Source organism: Deinococcus aquaedulcis, from assembly GCF_019693445.1.
GTDB classification, from domain to species: domain Bacteria; phylum Deinococcota; class Deinococci; order Deinococcales; family Deinococcaceae; genus Deinococcus; species Deinococcus aquaedulcis.
The window spans coordinates 16,613-33,678 of the sequence record NZ_JAHRBL010000024.1; the positions used below are offsets into that span (position 1 = coordinate 16,613).

The 17,066-nt window shown below is 69.0% G+C and carries 11 protein-coding genes; 2 read left to right on the forward strand and 9 right to left on the reverse strand.

Translation table 11 applies throughout. The annotated features are described in order from the left end of the window. Positions 1 to 10: 10 nt before the first annotated feature. The 5 genes from KMW22_RS17420 to KMW22_RS17440 all read right to left on the reverse strand — a co-directional run bounded on the left by KMW22_RS17420 (position 11) and on the right by KMW22_RS17440 (position 6,747). Positions 11 to 2,191 carry a family 1 glycosylhydrolase gene (locus KMW22_RS17420; protein ID WP_221091301.1) on the reverse strand — a complete coding sequence of 727 codons (2,181 nt, stop codon included), beginning with the start codon at positions 2,189 to 2,191 and terminating at the stop codon, positions 11 to 13. After that, a complete protein-coding gene (locus KMW22_RS17425) occupies positions 2,188 to 2,937 on the reverse strand; it encodes a GGDEF domain-containing protein (protein ID WP_221091302.1) in 750 nt (249 codons plus the stop codon). Before KMW22_RS17425 ends, KMW22_RS17420 begins: the two co-directional genes overlap by 4 nt. Before the next feature lie 579 nt (positions 2,938 to 3,516). Further along, complete coding sequence (locus KMW22_RS17430; protein WP_221091303.1) at positions 3,517 to 3,963, reverse strand: response regulator; 447 nt, start codon at positions 3,961 to 3,963, stop codon at positions 3,517 to 3,519. Next, positions 3,953 to 6,196, reverse strand: a complete 2,244-nt coding sequence (locus KMW22_RS17435; RefSeq protein WP_221091304.1) for an ATP-binding protein — start codon at positions 6,194 to 6,196, stop codon at positions 3,953 to 3,955. The genes KMW22_RS17430 and KMW22_RS17435 overlap by 11 nt, the downstream gene beginning before the upstream one ends. After that, positions 6,193 to 6,747 (reverse strand): biliverdin-producing heme oxygenase, encoded by a 555-nt coding sequence (locus KMW22_RS17440; RefSeq protein ID WP_221091305.1) that lies wholly within the window; start codon positions 6,745 to 6,747, stop codon positions 6,193 to 6,195. The genes KMW22_RS17435 and KMW22_RS17440 overlap by 4 nt, the downstream gene beginning before the upstream one ends. Positions 6,748 to 6,851: 104 nt before the next feature. On the opposite strand from KMW22_RS17440, the gene KMW22_RS17445 reads away from it, so the two are divergent. After that, on the forward strand, positions 6,852 to 9,854 hold the full coding sequence (locus KMW22_RS17445; RefSeq protein ID WP_221091306.1) for a PAS domain S-box protein: 3,003 nt from the start codon (positions 6,852 to 6,854) through the stop codon (positions 9,852 to 9,854). A 248-nt stretch (positions 9,855 to 10,102) separates the two neighbouring features. Here the strand turns inward: KMW22_RS17445 and KMW22_RS17450 are convergent, their stop codons facing one another. The 4 genes from KMW22_RS17450 to KMW22_RS17465 all read right to left on the reverse strand — a co-directional run bounded on the left by KMW22_RS17450 (position 10,103) and on the right by KMW22_RS17465 (position 16,203). Continuing rightward, the gene (locus KMW22_RS17450) at positions 10,103 to 11,623 is read right to left on the reverse strand and encodes a sensor domain-containing diguanylate cyclase (RefSeq protein ID WP_221091307.1); all 1,521 of its coding nucleotides are present in this window, start codon (positions 11,621 to 11,623) and stop codon (positions 10,103 to 10,105) included. 119 nt (positions 11,624 to 11,742) lie between these two features. Further along, positions 11,743 to 12,978 carry a type II secretion system protein GspD gene (locus KMW22_RS17455; protein WP_221091308.1) on the reverse strand — a complete coding sequence of 412 codons (1,236 nt, stop codon included), beginning with the start codon at positions 12,976 to 12,978 and terminating at the stop codon, positions 11,743 to 11,745. 76 nt (positions 12,979 to 13,054) lie between these two features. After that, a complete protein-coding gene (locus KMW22_RS17460; protein WP_328774748.1) occupies positions 13,055 to 14,797 on the reverse strand; it encodes a S8 family serine peptidase in 1,743 nt (580 codons plus the stop codon). 290 nt (positions 14,798 to 15,087) lie between these two features. Further along, positions 15,088 to 16,203 (reverse strand): Ig-like domain-containing protein, encoded by a 1,116-nt coding sequence (locus tag KMW22_RS17465; protein WP_221091309.1) that lies wholly within the window; start codon positions 16,201 to 16,203, stop codon positions 15,088 to 15,090. Between the two features lie 175 nt (positions 16,204 to 16,378). Here KMW22_RS17465 and KMW22_RS17470 point away from each other — a divergent pair. Further along, positions 16,379 to 17,066, forward strand: a 688-nt coding sequence (locus KMW22_RS17470) for a hypothetical protein (RefSeq protein WP_221091310.1), incomplete at its 3' end; no start/stop codon positions are given.

The window sequence follows — 17,066 nt, forward strand, 5'->3', positions numbered from 1 at the left end:
GCGCCTCCCCTCAGGCCAACGGGGGCCAGGGGTGCGGTGCGGGCCGGGGGGTAGGCGGGCACAGCGCCGTCCATTCGGGCCCCGCGCCGGCCCACCAGCGGCCCAGGGCCTGCTCCAGCGGCGGCAGGGGCCAGCCCCGCGCGCTGAGCAGCGCCGGTCCAGAGGCCGCAAAGCCCAGTTCCAGCACGTCCAGCCCGGCGGTGCCCGGCAGGGAACGCCCGGGGGCCGGCGCCTGCTGACCCAGCAGCCCGGCCAGCTTCCAGTGCCACTCGGCCAGGGTCAGCGGGGCGCCGTGCGTCAGGTGCCACACACCGCGCTCGCCGTCCATCAGCAGGTTCAGGGCCTCGTTCAGCAGGTCCGGCGCATACACCGGCGACACCAGCAGGTCGCCTCCGGCCAGCGGCAGGCCCGCGTGCAGCGCCCCCAGCACGGACGCCGCGCTGTCGTGGGGCTCGCCTGTACCGAACACCGCGCCTGGGCGCACCACCAGCGCCTGTGGGCAGCGGTCCAGGACCCAGCGTTCGGTCTGCGCCAGCAGCCGCGCGGCGGCGCCCAGCGGCGCAGGCGGCGCCTGTTCATCGCAGGCCACCGGACCAGCGGCCCCCAGGACCTGCGCCCCCGAGAAGGTCAGCAGCGGCAACCCCAGGGCCGCGCAGGCCTCCGCCAGCCCCGCCGCTGGGCGCCCCACCAGCCCGCACGGCAGATTCACCACCGCCCAGGGCGCCGCCGAGCGCAGCACCCCGGCGCGGTCTTCGGGCGTCAGGCGGGTCCAGAGGCGCGGGTCCAGGGTGAGGTTCGGCAGGCCACGCACCGCGCAGGCCTCGCGCAGCAGCTGACTCAGGCGCCCGCTCCCGCCCACGATCAGCAGCGGGGGACCACCGGGGACCTGGGCTTCCACCGCGCCGTGCGGGGGATACAGCAGGCGTCCGGCCCGTGCCCACCAGCCGGGAGCGGCGTGGGGCCCCCGGGCAGGGGCCTCGTCCCGGGCCAGTGCCCGCGCCAGATGGGCCAGCGCCGTGGGGCGCGGCTGGGGGGCACGTACATCCCACAAACCGCTTTCGTAGTGCCCTTCGCGGCGGGTCAGCAGGCTGTTCCATTCAAAGGCCCCGAAGGTGGCCCAGGCGGTCACTGCGCGCACATCGGCGCCCTGGGCCTGGGCTTCACGCGCGCCCTGCCACGCGGTCCACAGCCAGCGCAGTTGCTCCTCGCGGGTGCAGTTCAGGTGAACCTCGGTGATCGCCAGGGGGCGGCCATAGCGCGCGTGGGCCTCCAGCAGCCGGGCCTGGGGGCCGCCGTGCGGCGCGCCCAGCACCCGCACCGCTTCCACATCGGCGTAGGCTTCGTGGCCGTTGCCGCCGTGGCTGCAGGCCGGATAGTGCGCCAGCCGCTCGTCCAGAAAACGCTCGCCGGTCACGTACACGTTCAGCCCCAGCACGTCTGGCGGGCAGGGTTGATCGGCAAACCAGCCCAGTTCTGCTTCGGTGGCTCCGGCCCAGCGCAGGTAGCCCCACATCGGATGCTCCGGGGTCACACGGCCCTGCAGCAGGTCGAAGGTGAGCCAGCGCCGCTCGTTTTCAAAGTCTGCCTGGGCTTGCAGGTGCGGGGTGCTGTGGGTGCGCCCCAGGTCCTCGGTCTGGATCAGCTGCGCGTGCGGGTTGATCTCACGGATGGCCTGCATCGCCAGCACGGTGGCCTGCAGCTGGTGTTTCAGGGCCAGCCAGCAGCTGCGCTCGTCGCGGCCGTGGGGGTACCAGTGACCGTACAGCCCCGAAAAGCGCGCGGTGGTCAGCGGCTCGTTCACTGGCGTGTAGGCCGAGAGCGCCGGGTACCGCTGTGCCACCGCGCGGGCGTAGGCCACCAGCCCCGGCACGAATTCGGGGTCCAGCAGGTGGGTGTGGCGGGGCCCGCCGCCGTGGTGCACCAGCCCCGCAATAGGCTGCACGCCCCGGCGCTGCAGGCGCGCGATTCGTTCATCGGCCCAGCGCCAGTCGGCGGCCTCCGGGCCCTGGGGGGCGGTGCGCTCCCACAGCAGGGCGAGGCGCACCGCACTCACCCCCAGGTCGGCCAGCCGGTCCATGTCGTCCGGGCGCTCATCGGTGCCGCACAGGACCTGCTGGTCCAGCGTCATGTCACGCACGCGGCTCACGGTGGGTTCAATGCCGGCCCACAGGGCCAGGGAGGGGCGGGTCATGCGGGGTGCGCCGCGCTGGACAGCAGGCGCTTGGCGCTGTACATGGCCTCATCGGCCCGGATTAGCCAGTCGGTGGCCGATTCGCCTGCGCGCAGCGGCGCCGCCCCCAGGTCCACCCGCAAGGTGCCCGGGCCATCCGGGCCCTGTACCCAGGCCAGGGCCGCGTGCAGCCGTTCCAGCAGCGCCTGGGGCGAGGAACTGGGCTCCAGCAGCAGGGCAAACTCGTCGCCGCCCAGCCGGTAGGCCCGGCCGGGCCGGGGGCACAGCCGGTCCAGGGCGTGCGCCAGCGTCATCAGCACCCGGTCGCCTTCCACGTGCCCGTAACGGTCATTGATCTGCTTGAACCGCTGCACGTCCAGCAGCGCCAGGGTGAGTGGGCGGAACCTTGCCTGCGCCGCGTCCAGGTCGGCCATAAAGGCGCGGCGGCCCAGCAGCCCGGTCAGGGGGTCGTGGCGGGCCTGGTGTTCCAGGTGGTCGCCGCGCCGCGCCTGACACAGCAGCAGTTCCAGGTGCCCGGCGCACAGGTCCAGCAGGTGCTGCTCCTCGGTGGTCACGGGGCCCTGCGGCACGAGACGCAGGGTGCAGGCCCCCGCGCCCTCCGGGCCAGTCTGCACCTGCACCGGCTGGCCCAGGCGCCCGCTGAGTTCCTGAACCGTTCGGTCCAGCAAGGTCTGGGCGCTGCAGGCATCCTGCGCCGCCGCGCGCAGCACCGCGATCAGGGCCTGATCCGTGGTGTGGTCACTCATCATTTCGGGCCTCCGGGGCATTCACCGGTGGAAGGGGGGTCGCCAGTGGCGCTGTGCGCGGCCCTGGGAAAGGTGGCCCCCACAACTCGGGGCCGGGCACGAATACCGCATGGGAACGGAAAAAAAGAAGCAAGCACCCGGGCATGCCCCAGGGTAAGACAGGCCGCCGCCGCCGCCATTTGGGCTCAATTAAGTCAAATGACAGGGTTTCCGAGAGCCGCCTGAAGACGTCTTCATATTTGGAGCAGGGGATAGGGCCACAGAGGACGTCAAGAACACAGCTGCCTGAAAAGCGCCGTTTCTCACCAGGTCACTCCTTCAATGGTGTGGCCCGTACTCAATAGGAAGTCGAGCAGGCCAGAAGGGAACCGTCGTCTGAGCCGCTGGGGCCGCCGCTCCCCTCCAAACCTCTGCGTTGCAGCTTTGCGAGTTCACCGCAAGGCAGAAAGGGAAAAGCAGCGTGTTCGTGGAAGAGCACGCTGCAGACTGCTGCACTCGTCCAAACCATTGCCCTTTCAATTTGCTTCCACATCATCCTCTTGGACAGTGGTCGCGGAACGTGCTGGGCTTGTGCCCCCCTCAGCTGGTCAACGGGGCGTGGCTGCGCGGCAGGCTGGCGGTGCCGAACCAGTACAGGTTCAGCAGTTCCACCACGCGCAGAAACTCGGCCATGGTGGAGGGCTTACTCAGGTACGAGTTGGCCTGCAGGGCATAGGCGCGCTGCACATCCGCCTCGGCGTTCGAGGTGGTGAACACCACCAGCACAAGGTGGCGCAGCGCAGGGTCGGCCCGTACCGCCGCCAGCACCTCAAAACCGCTGACCCGGGGCATGTTCAGGTCCAGCAGGATCAGGTCAGGCAGGGCCGCACTGCCCAGGGCCGCGCGCAGCTGCCGCAGGGCTTCCTCGCCGTCCCGGGCCACCTGCAGCTGCACGGGCACCCCGGCCATCTCCAACGCGGCTTCCAGCAGAAAGATGTCGGCCTCGTTGTCCTCGACCAGCATCAGGTGCATAGGGTTACGGGCCATGGGGGGCCTCCGGCGGGTCAGGTAGGGTCAGGGTCAGGGTGCTGCCCTGGCCGGGCACCGAGCGCAGCGCCAGGTGGCCGCCGTGCCGCTCGGCAATCTTGCGGCACAGTGCCAGGCCAATGCCGTTGCCGGGTGACCGCTCCCGGCGTTCCAACCGCTGAAACAGACCGAACACCTTGTCATGGTATTCCGGCGCAATGCCCGGCCCCTGGTCCTGCACTGACAGCGTCCAGCCCTGGCCGGCGCGGGCCCCGAACACCCGCACCTGGGGCGGCGTGCCCCCAAAGGTCAGCGCGTTGCGCAGCAGGTGGTGCAGCAGGGTCCGCAGGCCTTCGGGGTCGCCCACAACCGTGGGCAGGGCGCCCACCTCGACCTGGGCGCCGGTCTGCTTTAGTTCGGGGGCCAGCTCGGCCAGGGCCTGCTTGGTCAGCGCGCCCAGGTCGGCCGGGCGCCGCGCGGGCGGGGGCGCCGAGAGCAGGGCGGTGTAGGTATAGAGGTCGGTGGTCAGGCTGCGCAGGCGTGCCGTTTCCTGGCGCAGAAAGCTCAGCATGCGCTCGCCGCTCTCGTCCAGCTGCGTGCGGTAGCGCAACTCGAACAGGTCGGCAAACTGGGTGATCAGCCGCGTGGGCTCCTGCAGGTCGTGGGCAATCACAAAGGCGTACTGGCGCCACTCCATGTTGGCGCGTTCCAGTTCGGTGTTCAGGGCGCGCACCACCCCCAGGCGCTCGCCCAGATGCGCGGTCAGGGCCAGCTGCAGGTCGCTCGCCTCTTCCAGTTCGCCGGGGTACCACGGCGCCGCGCGCCCCCGCACCGTCTGCAGGTAGGTCTCGAAGGACTGCCGGGGGCCCAGTTCGCTCTTGGCGGCCTCGGGCGGCGCGCCCCCCCAGGCCACCTGCGTGGTCAGTCCCGGGCGCAGCCATACCACGCCCTCCTGCCACCCGGCCCCCACCCGGATGGCCAGCAGGCCACAGGCGGCGTCGCCCAGGGGCGTTTCTGGCCACAATTCACGCAGCGACTCGGTGTGCACCACCGGGTCCGGCTGGGTACGCAGCCACGTCAGCAGGGCTTCCACCTGGGCATCGGCCAGGGGGGGGCCACACACGCGCCAGTGCCCCTCAAAAAACACCACCGCGCGCTCGGCCCGCATCAGGCCCGGCAGGTCCAGCTCCGGCGCGCTGAGGGTCTCCAGCGGCGAGACCGAATGCGCCGCCGCCGCCAGAATCCGGGTGCGCCGGGCCAGCAGGGTTTGGCGAAAGGCGTCGGTGTCTGCGCGGGCCTTGACGCCCAGCTGCAGGTTCAGCAGTCGCCCCAGGTAGTCCAGGGCGGTGCGGGTGGCCGGGGGCACCACATGGGGCGCGCCGTGGTGGCAGGCAATCAGGCCCCACAGCTGCCCGCCCTGCACCAGCGACACCGACAGGCTGGCGCGCACGCCCATGTTGCGCAGGTACTGCAGGTGCATGGGCGAGGTGGCGCGCAGCACCGCGCCGCCCAGCGGGGTGGGGGCGCCGGTCTGCGGGTTCAGCCGGGGTTCCAGCGGGGCCGGCGCGGCCTCGGTGTCGGCGGTCAGGCGCAGCAGGTGGCGCACGTACAGCGCGCGGGCCTGCGCCGGAATATCGGCTTCGGGAAAGCGGTGGCCCAAAAAAGGCTTCAGCTCTGGCTGGCACGCCTCGGCGATCACCTCGCCGCTGGCGTCCGGGGCAAAACGGTAGATCATCACCCGGTCAAAGCCGGTCAGGTCGCGCACCCGCTCGGCGGCCACCTGCACCAGCTCGGCCAGGGTGGCAGCCCCCTCCAGGGCAAAGGCGGCGTTGCGCAGGGCCTGCGGCCCGGTGGCGCTTTGGGGCTCGTCGGCTTCCAGTTCCAGCACCAGCAGCGCGTCCACGCGGTGGGCCGTCAGCGCCCAGGTGCGCTCAGCGCGGCGCAGCAGCGCGCGGTACTGCAGGGCGTCGGGCACCCCGGGGGGCAGCGCCGCCAGCAGGGGCGGCAGTTCATCGGCCCCCAGCAGGGTCGCCAGCCCCTGCCCCAGCAGCGCCGATGGGGCTACCCCCAGCAGGGCCTCCAGATTCGCGCTCACCTGCAGCACCTGCAGGCTGTCCGCGTCGGCGGTCAGCAGCGCGCCGTGAGGCTGCACGCTGCCGGGCAGGTGAATGGGCTCACGCTCGCAGTTGTCCCCGGTGATGGGCGGGCCGCCCAGGTAGGTGGGGGGCAGCAGCCCGGCTTCTGGCCCCGTCACGCGGCCACCCGGCTCAGGGCCTGGGCAAAGCGGGCAAAGGCGGCCTGCGCGCCCGCAAGCACCGCCGGGGCCTGCGCGGGGGTAACCTGCGCGGTCATGGCCTCGCCAAAGGCGCGCCACATGGCGCCCGTGGCCCGGCCGTACCCGTGAAAGTAGGCGCCGCCCGCCTCCGGGCTCAGGCCCAGCGTGCCCTGCAGGTGGCGCGAGATCACCTGCCCGCCCAGCGTGGCGCCTTCCAGCACGTACAGGGCCCCCAGCGCGCCGGGCAGGTCCAGCGCCGGGCCAGCCACGAGCGGTAGGGGGGGCACGGCGGCGCCCAGCGCAGCCAGATCGCGGCGCAGCAGCGGCGTTTTCTGGCGCTGGGCGGCCAGGAAGGCGCCGGGCAGGTCCAGTGCCTGCACCTGGGCGTCCAGCGGGGCCACTGCCCAGTACACCTGAGAGAGCAGCTGCGTGTACTCGGCCCGGGTGAGATCGGGGCGCAGCACGGGCATCTGGGCCTCCACCGCGTCATGCAGGGCGGCCGTGGCCTCCTTGAGCTGCGTCATGATCATAAATGCCTCTGACCCTAGCATGTGGGGCCAAGCTCAACAGGAGCCGCAGATCACAGGGGCCCGGGCCCGCGCCTCCTGGGGCGCGCGGACGGTACACTCCTGGGGTGTCCCCCCCCGCCGAGGAGGCCGTCCCGGGAACCTTCGCCCTGACCGGCGCGCAGGCCCAGCAACTGCTGACGGTGGCACGCGCCCTGTTCCGCGCCGTCAGCCGCACCGATGTCAAGCGCGTGATTCTGGACGAGGCCCTGCGCGTCACTGGGGCCTACGGCGGCACCCTGATCAACGTGCTGGACGACCAGACGCTGTATCTGGTGCGTGCCAGCGGCTACGACCAGCCGCTGGAAGACACGTGGCAGCACTTTCCCATGGACCCGGCTTACCCCGTGGTGCAGGCCATTCAGGAGCGCCGGGCAGTGTTCGCCTCGCTGCCCGAACTGCGCGGGCGTTTTCCCACCTTCGTGCCGCTGCTGCAGCCGCAGACCCGGGCGGTGGCCGCCATTCCGCTGATGGCGCGCGGACAGGTGCTCTCGGCCCTGACGCTGTCGTTCCGCGAGGAGCAGGCCCTGACGCCGGAGCGGCAGGCGTTCTTGCTGCTGCTGGTGGACCTGTGCGCCGAGGCCCTGGAGCGCGGGCGCCTGCACGACGCCCAGCAGCGCGCCCGCGAACGCGCCACCGTGCTGTCGGAGGTCAGCCGCGTGCTGGCGGCCTCGCTGGACGTGCAGGAGACCCTGGAGCGCATCACCACGCAGGTGATTGCCCACCTGGCCGACTGGTGCGCGGTGTACCAGGCCGACGAGGCGGGCCGCCCCCAGCTGGCGGCCGTGGCCCACCAGGACCCGGCCCGCGTGGCGCGCCTGCGTGGGCTGCTGGCGCGCTTTCCCTCTGATCCGGCGTCGCCGGGCAGCGCCGCCTGGGTTCTGGCGACTGGGCAGGACGTACTGCTGAGCGTGATTCCCCCCACCCTGCTGGACAGCCTGCCCACCCCGGAGCAGCGCCAGGGGGTGGCCGACCTGGGGCTGCACTCGCTGATTCAGGTGCCCATGAACGTGCGCGGGCGCCGGGTGGGGGTGCTGGGCGTGGCGTCCTCGCATCCGTCGCGCACCTACGGCCCCGACGACCTGGAACTGGTGCGCGAACTGGCCGGGCGCGCCGCCCTGGCCCTGGACAACGCCGAGCTGTACGAAGCCGCGCAGTTCAGCGCGCAGCGCTACCGCTCGCTGGTGGACGCCACGCGCCAGACCGTGTGGACCAACAGCGCCAACGGCCAGATGCTGGGCGAGCAGCCCGGCTGGGCCAAATTGACCGGGCAGCCGCGCGAGGTCTACGAGGGCGCCGGCTGGGCCGAGGCCCTGCACCCCGAGGACCGCGCCCCCACCCTGGCCGCGTGGCGCCGCGCCGTGGACGCGCAGGCCATCTACGAGGTTCGACAGCGCGTGCGCGTGGTGAGCGGCGAGTACCGCCACTTTCATGTGAAGGCCGAGCCCGTCAAGAACGCCGACGGCACCATCCGGGAATGGGTGGGCGTGCACACCGACATCACCGATCAGCTGGCGGCCGAACAGGAACTGCGTGACCGCGAGGCCCGCTACCGCGCCCTGGTGGAACACGCCGCCGTGGGCGTGGGCCGCACCGACCACCAGGGCCGCTGGCTGGATGTGAACCACGCGGCCGAAACGCTGCTGGGCTACACCCGCGCCGAACTGCTGCACCTGACCTCTCAGGACGTGACCCACCCCGAGGACCGACGCGAGGGCGACACACACCCGTACCACCAGCTGGTGGCCGGGCTGCGCGAGGCCTTTACCCTCGAAAAACGCTACGTGCGCAAGGACGGCGAGGTGGTCTGGGCCGTGACCACTGTGTCGGCGGTGCGCAGTCCTGGGGGCGAATTCGAGTACGCCGTGGCGGTGCTCAACGACATCACTGCGCGCAAGCAGGCCGAGGAACAGGCCCGGCAACTGGCCCGGGTGATTGAAGAAACGGGCGACTTTGTGGCCATGGCCAGCCTGGAGGGCGAGGTGCAGTACCTCAACCCCGCTGGCGGCGCGCTGGTGGGCCTGCCCCAGGACGACGCCCCCGGCCTGCGCGTGGCCGACTGTTTTCTGCCCGGCGACCTGCCGTTCGTGCAGGAGGTGATTCTGCCCACCACCCGCGCCCAGGGCCGCTGGACCGGCGATTTCCGTCTGCGGCACTTTGGCACCGGCGAAGCCATTGACGTGAATTACAACCAGTTCGTGGTGACCGACCCCGCTTCCGGCGCGCCGATGGCCCTGGCGACGGTCTCCCGCGATATCCGCGAGCGCAAGCGCATAGAGGCCGAGGTGCGCGCCCTGAACGTCGCCCTGGAAGAACGCGTGGCGGAGCGCACGGCCGAATTGCAGCAGGCCAACCGCGAACTGGCGCGCAGCAACACCGAACTGGAACGCTTTGCCTTCGTGGCCTCCCACGACCTGCAAGAGCCTCTGCGCAGCATCGCGTCCTTTTCTGAACTGCTGGACCGGCGCTACGGCGGGCGCCTGGACGACCAGGGCCGCCAGTACCTGGGCATCGTGACGCGCGGCGCCCAGCGCATGAAAAGCCTGATTGACGACCTGCTGGTGTTCTCGCGCCTGAACGCCGTGCACGAGCCGTTTACGCAGGTGGACATGAACGCGGTCCTGCGCGAAGCCCTGGCGCGGCTGCACGCGGCCACCGAGGCGGCAGGCGCGCAGATCAAGGTGGGCCCCCTGCCGGTGGTGTCCGGCGCCCCCGAGGAACTGACCCGGCTGGTACAAAACCTCCTGGGCAACGCCCTGAAGTTCCGCCGCGACGGCGTGCCGCCCGAGGTGTGCGTGTTGGCGCAGGCAGAAGCCGGGCTCTGGCACTTCACCGTGGCCGACAACGGCATTGGCATTGAGCCGCAGTACCAGCACAAAGTCTTCGAGATGTTCCAGCGCCTGCACATCCGTGACCGCTACGAGGGCACCGGCCTGGGGCTGGCCATCGTGCGCAAGATTGCCGAGCGCCACGGCGGCGCCGTGTGGCTGGACAGCGAGCCCGGGCGCGGCACCACCGTGCACTTCACCCTGCAGGCCGATCACCCGCCGGAAGGCAAGGGCTCGGCCTGAGGAAGAGTGGAGGAGGGGGACTGTGCGAGAGTTCCTTCCAGAAGCGGAGCAGACATGAAAGGCATCTCGCGCTCGGTCGGGGTCAGCCACCGTTTCCTGCAGGCTGGACGCTGTGCAGAACCCCTCATCGCTGAACCCTGTTTGTTTGCCTCAATGAAGTAAAGCCACGTGAGCGCCAGAAACCAGCTTGACACTCACGGCGGCTGTGTAGAGCTGCCCGCAAACCCGCACAGGAGAGCCTCCTCCTCTTATGCCCGCTGGGTGTCGCGGCGGCGGCGTTTGGCGGCGTACATGCGCTCATCGGCCAGGGCCAGCCGGGTGGCCACACTGTCGGCCTCGGCCCAGCGCACCACGCCGGCGCTGGCGCCCGTGCGCTGCACCGTGATCTGTTTGGCAGCCCCCATCGCCACGTCCACGCGTTCCAGCACGTCGTCCTCCGGTTGATCGGGGACCAGCAGGGCAAATTCGTCGCCGCCCACGCGGTAGGCCGCGCCGCCTTCGCCTGCCTGCGAGGCCAGTGCAGCGCCGAACACCTGCAGCAGGCGGTCTCCCTGGGCGTGGCCCTCGGTGTCGTTCACGCCCTTCAGGCCGTCCACATCCACCAGCGCCAGGGTAAAGGGTTCGCCCGCCGTCTCACGGCCCTCCAGGTCTTCATCGAAGGCCCGGCGGTTAAAAAGTCCCGTCAAGGCGTCCTGGCGGGCCTGTTCGTGGATCTGCTGCAGGGCGGCGTGGCGCTGCAGGGCGTGGCGGATGGTTCGGCCTGCGGCTTCCAGCAGCGTGCGGTCCCCGGAGCGCCAGTCGGTCACGGCGTGCTCGCGCAGCCGCACCGCCATTAGCAGGGTGGGCCCAGCCTCGCCCTCGCCTAGCGGCAGCCAGGCCACCTGCGCCACACCCGCCTCAACCACCTCGGGCAGGGCCTGGGGGTGCGCCGCGTAGTCCTGCAGATACAGCGGCCGGTCCAGCCCGCGCAGGGTGCGGGTCACGCCGCCTTTCAGGTGGGGCAGCTGCTCGGCCAGCGCCAGCAGCTGGGGGGGCAACCCCGGCTGGTGGTGCGCGGCCTGCACGTTGAAGGTCTCGCCGTGCCACGTCATCAGCGCGGCGTAGTCAGCGCCAATAGCTTCACTGATCAGCGAGGCCGCCGCCAGCGTGGCCGCCTCTGGTTCCAGGTCCAGGTCCATCAGGCTGCTCACGCCTTCGAGAATGCGGGCCTGTTCCAGCGTGCGGCGCAGTTCGGTCACCTGCTGGCGCTGGGCGTGGGCGTCGTGCTGCGCTTCCAGCTGCTGCCGGCGCAGTTCCAGCTCATTCATGGCGATGGCCGCCAAGTCCTGCAGGGCCTGCAGGTCCTCGGGGCCCAGGGGATGGGGCTTGTCGTCGGTCACGCACAGGGTGCCAATGCGGTGCCCCGCCGGGGAAATCAGCGGCGCGCCCGCGTACATGTGGATATGCGGCGCCCCCGTCACCATCGGGTTCTGGCGAAACCGGGGGTCCCGGGGGGCGTCTTCCACGACCAATGGGCCGTCATCCAGAATGGTCCAGGCGCAGAAGGAATCGTGCCGGGGCGCGGTGGTGTCGCCCAGGCCATAGGCAGATTTGCCCCATTGGCGGTACTGGTCCACCAGGTTCAGCACCGCCACCGGTACGTTCAGCACCCGCGCCGCCAGCCGGGTAATCCGGTCAAAGGTCTCGTCCTGGCCGGTGTCCAGAATCTGGTAGCGCGCCAGATCAAGCAGGCGGCGGTATTCATCTGCTGGCAGGGGAGCGGCGGTCACACGCCACAGTAGACCGCGCCCCCTGACAGCAGACTTGCGCTGAACGGACAATGTGGAAGGTAAAGGCGGAGAAGGCTGGGAAAGCCCGCTCCGAGGTCAATCTTCAGTCACGCACGCCTTCAGGGTTTGACAGGCGCAGCCGTTGGCGCCAGAGCGGGCGGGGTTTCATTCGGGCTCATCACCAGGCGGGGCGTGACCACAATGATCAGGTCACTGCGCCGGGTATCCGTTCGGGTCGTGGTGAACAGTTTCCCCAGTACAGGAATGTCGCCGAGGAGTGGCACTTTCTGTTCGCCCGTCACGGTCCGGTCTTCCATCAGGCCGCCAATCGCAATCGGCTCTCCGTTGCCCACGCGCACCGTGGTCGTGGCTTCCCGCGTGCTGAACTGCGGCACACCCTGGCTGGTCGTGCCGGTTGGCACACTCACGCTGATCGTCAGGTTCGTTTCCACCGTCCCGTCGGGCGCCACCTTCGGCGTCATGCGCAGCGTAATCCCCGTGGTGATGCTTTGCACGCTGGTGCCGCCACTGCTGTTCGAGGTCACCACGGGCGTGGTTTGCGTGGAATTAATACGCGCCTCGAGGCCATCAATCGTGGTGATCCGTGGGCGAGCCAGCACCTGCGCGGCGCCACTGGTCTTGAGCAGGTTGATCCCGACACTGAGGCTCAGGGGGCTGCGGCCAATCGTGCCGATCTTCTTCAGCGACAAGCCTTCGCCCTCGTTCAGTTTGAAGGTGAAGATGCTGTCGTACTGCAACCCCAGGCTGTCGGTGGTGTCCCGGTTGACTTCCAGGATCTCGGCTTCGAACTGCACCTGTGGCCGGCTGGAATCCAGGTACTTCAGGACACCCAGGATGAGTTCCCGGTCGGCGGGGTTGGCGATCACGATCAGGCTGCGCTGGCGGGCGTCCACCACCACGCGCGTGCCGGGGTAGATGCTCTGCAGCAAGCCGGCCACCTGGTTGGGCTCGGCGAAGCTCAGCGGGTAGATGATGGGCGCGCGCTGGTCACTGGCGATGGGCAGCACCTTGCGCTGATCCGGCGGGGTCAGGATCAGGCTGCGGCCATCCGGGCTCAGGGCGTACAGGGTGCCGTCTGGAATCACAAACTGCAGCGTGCCGTCCTCTTTCATCGAGGTCAGGCCATCTGGGATGGTCGCACCCGGCGCCATGACGGTGTTGAGCAGGATCAGTCGGCGAGTCACGGGATCCGTCTGATACCGGATCTGTTCAGTCGCCTGAATGACGATGGTGTCGCCCGCGCGAATCACGGTGACGGGCGTGGGCGTAGACGCGCCCAGCGCGACAGGTGAGAGGGTGAGGAGGAGGGCCAGGGTCAGGGCTTTGAATCGCATGGAAGATCCTTAAACGTGGTGCAGCGCACGGCACGGGGGTGAAGGGAAAAGCGAGGGGGACAGGTGCAAGGTGGGGTCAGCGAGGCAGCAGCAGGGCACCCTTGCCATCGGCGGGTTCGAGTTGCAAGTCGGCGCGGCCGGTCTGGCCCCGGGCGGTGTTGAGGGTGACCGGCGCGCTGAGCAGTTCGCCCGCTTCGCCAATCCGGCCGTCGCCATCGGTGTCTGTGCCCGCCAGAATTTGCACCGGTGCAGCGGGCGGCAGGCTTCCCAAGGCGAACTGGGCGCCGGTAGAGCGGGAGTACGTGATGATCTGGCCTGCAGCATTCAGGGCTACCACATACGTCTGCGGGTCATTTTGGGTAGCGCTCGCATTCACCAAACCCCAGCCGGTGGTGAGGTCCATGCCCGGAACGCCAAGGTCGGTGGCGTGGCTTTCCAGCACGGCCTTGACCGTGCGGCTGGGCGTGCCCTGGGCCAGCAGCAGGGCCGCAATACCCGCCACCTGGGGAGAGGCCATGCTGGTGCCCTGCCGAAGTGCGTATGCAGGCTTACCACCCGCGTCAAGGTCAGTGGACAGAATGCCGTCGCGTTCCTTGTTGCTGTCCTGATCGGCGTTCAGGTCGCCGCCATACGCCGCGATGCGGGTCCCAGGGCCCCGGTTAGCATACCCAGGCTGGTAGGTAGTGACCGGACCGCTCACGCTGGTCACGGAGATCACTCCGGGAATGTTCGCTGGGGCATAGGGCAGCCCGCCGTCGTTGCCACTGGCCGCCACCACGATCACGCCAGCATCCATGACGCGTTCAACGGCCTGGGCCAGCAACTCGCTGTACCCCGGGGTGCCCAGCGAGAGATTGATAATTTGGGCCGGCGTGGGGTTAGGCTCTTCTGAATCCAGCCCAGCGGCCCAGAGCAGGCCACGCACAAGGTCACTGACCGTGCCGCCCTGGGACCCGATCACCCGGACGGGCAGCAGTTTCGCTTCCGGGGCAGCGCCCTGAACCTGTCCGTTGGCCGCAATCAGACCAGCGACGTGTGTGCCGTGTCCGCTGACGTCCTGCGGCTCACGGTCATTTTCGACAAAGTCCCGACCCGGTAACAGGTTGGCTTTCAAGTCCGGGTGGTTCAGGGCCACGCCGGTATCCACCACGGCGACCGTGATGCCTTTGCCCTTCGTGCGGGTCCAGGCGTCGGTGACCCCCAGCCGCGGCCAGTGCCACTGGACGCCGGTTGCTGCCTGGGCGCTGATCCGCTGCGTGTCCTGCACCAGGATGGGCTGGTCGTACTCGGCGGGAATCCCTTGCTGTGCCAGTGCGTTCAAAGCGTTCGTGGCGGCTTCGACATCGGTGTATGTTGCCACCTGATGGCCGAGAAGGGACCGGGTGGTGGTGAGCCCAGCGGCTGGAACGCTCGCACCTTTCGGCACGATCAGCACGGCGGTGGGGCGCACAGGTACAGGAGATGTGGGCTGGCTTTGCCCGTTCAGCGCCGCTCCGACCGGCCGTTTGATGGTGCCGCTGACGGTCACGGCCTCTTTGCGGATGGTCACGGGCTCACTGGCCCGCTCACCCACCAAGAGACGCACCGTCAGCACGCCGTACAGATCGGTGGCCATGCTCGATCCGGTGGCGGGTGCACTGACCGTCACGGTCAGCACACCGCCCTTCAGCTCAGGGGACAGCCGTTGCCCGTTGACTTCTACCACCGCATCCTTGGGTTGATCGCCCCAGCCCCGGCCACGCAGGGTCAGGGTGCTGCCCTCCAGCGTCGCGGTGGAGAGTTCCGGCACCACGTCCAGCATGACAGTCTGGTCTTTCACGGTGGGTAGGCTGAGTTCGTACAGGTCGGCTCGTACGGTGGCCGGCAGCGTGAATTGAAGCCCATCGGCCACTGGGACCGCACCTAGAGTGATGGCCTCGCCCTTCTCCGGCTTTAGCCGTACCTGTCTGGCGTCTTTTGGTAGCCGGCCGTAGAGGGTGACCTCCTGGCCAGGCGTGGCTGGAGAGGGCAGGGCCGCTGTTAGAATGATTTCCTCGGCAGGGGGGGAGTCATCCCCACACCCCACGAGCAGGCCAGCCATGAGCAAGGCGGTACTTAAGGCCCAATTCTTCATGGCACCACCAGGCGGCGTTGCTCGCTGTAACTCAGGCTCACGGCCTTGCCACCTTCCATACGTACGCCGGCCACCCACCAGTAGTAGGTCCCAGGTGCGAGCTTGTCGCTGCTGGCTGGATAGACGGCGCTAAGTTCGCTGGTCATATTTTTTGGGAAGTTAGTCCACTTGGTGACGGCACTGTCCTGGGTGCAGGGTCGGTCGCACAGGAAGAACAGATAGCCGCTGACGCCCTGGAGCCGGGACCACGTCAGAATGGGCCGTCCATCTGCGATCGTCTGATTCTGGGCGGGGCTGGCCACCTGCTGCGCATCCAGGAAGACCCCCGTGCCCGCATTGGAGGTGGCCGACTCCGTATTCGTGGCGCCCAAGCTACGCACTGCACCGTACACCCGCTCGCCGATATCGCTGCCCTCAAGCTGCTCAGAATACCGTTCAGAAGCGATGCTGCCAGCTGACGCCGCCTGGTTCTTGCGGACCTCGTAGGGCCCAGCGATGCTCTTCTTCGAGAGCATGATTCGGTAGCCAGCGGCGCCATCTACGGGCTTCCAGGACCATTCTGCCCACAGGGCCCGGCCGGGGGTGGCCTGGGCCCGCAGGGTGGGGGCAGCGACAGGCGCAGGGGCAGCGGTGTGGGCGGCGTGGATCTGCCGGGGATCAATCAACGCGCCTGGTCCCTTCTGTCCCAGACTCTGCCCGGTCACATTGGCAGGAAGGTTGTAGGCCACCAGGTATTCCAGGGTGGGCGCGGTGGCATTCTGGAGGGTGACACGTACAGGGGTGCTTTCACCTTCGGCGCCCCCTACGAAGGCTTTGGCATAGATCTCCAGTTCACTGCCCACCGGGTAGGGGGCGGTGTTCCAGCGGACAATGTATGGGCGGGTGTTGGCACTGCCGATGAGGACACCGTTTTCCTTGCTGTCCCGCTTGCGGGCGTAGACGCGGACTTCCCCTTTGACATCGTCGTCTAACGTGGCCTGAATGGCGCTGGTGCCGCTGAGCACGGCGTCGTTGGCGGGCGTGATCAGGGTGACCGAGGGCGGGGGGCCACCGTCGCCACAGGATGAAAGCAAGAGACCAGTAAGGAGAGGAAGGAGCCAGCGTACAGCCATAAGTTTCAGTCTGGCACCCTTCGCTGTCTCATGTTGCCTATTTTGCGCAGGCATAGACGTTCTGCTGATTTGAGGCAACAACGCGGGTATCCACGTGCTATGGGTGAGAAGTATGACAAGACAACGACGAAGGTCTCATGCCCCGCCCTCTCGCACCCGCCGTTACGGCGGGGCTTTGCTGGCCACTCTGTTTCTGACCACGACCCATCTGCCCGGTGTGGTGGCCCTGGCGGCGCCACAGATCTTTGCCCGTGTGGGGCCCGGGGCCAGCGATTTCCCCGCCAGTTTCGCCGCGTTCACCGATCCCACCTTTGGCGAGATTGGTGACGCGATCAATGTGGCCAACGGCAACGCCTACTTCCAGACCGCCAACGTCAACTGGAACAACCTCACGGTGCCAGGCATGACCACCGGTACGGGCGGCTCCACTGGGGGTAGTACCGGTGGAACGGGAGGGGGCAGTACCGGGGGGACGGGAGGCGGTAGTGTCGACCCTCAGCCGACGCCCTGTAAACCAGGACAGCCCTGTACAGATCCTGTTGGCCCCCAACCGATGTCGACCTCGTCTGCCAGGACCAGTAAGACGACCAGCACCAGTTCATCGATGTCGACCACGTCCTACAGTGCTTCGAGCACCTCGACGACAGTCGCCAGCAAAACGCAGACGAACGGGGTGCTGCGGCTATACGGCTTCAATTCGGCCCACGGGAGCCCGGTGGCAGCGGAGTACGCCCTCGGGCAGGGGGACGGCAGCCAGCAGCTGTTCCGGCGGGCGACCGAGGACGAAATCAACACGGGCCCCAGCTGGATCAGGGAACGCTACGCCGGCATCCGGGCAGGGGTCACCTTCTTCATCAGCAAAC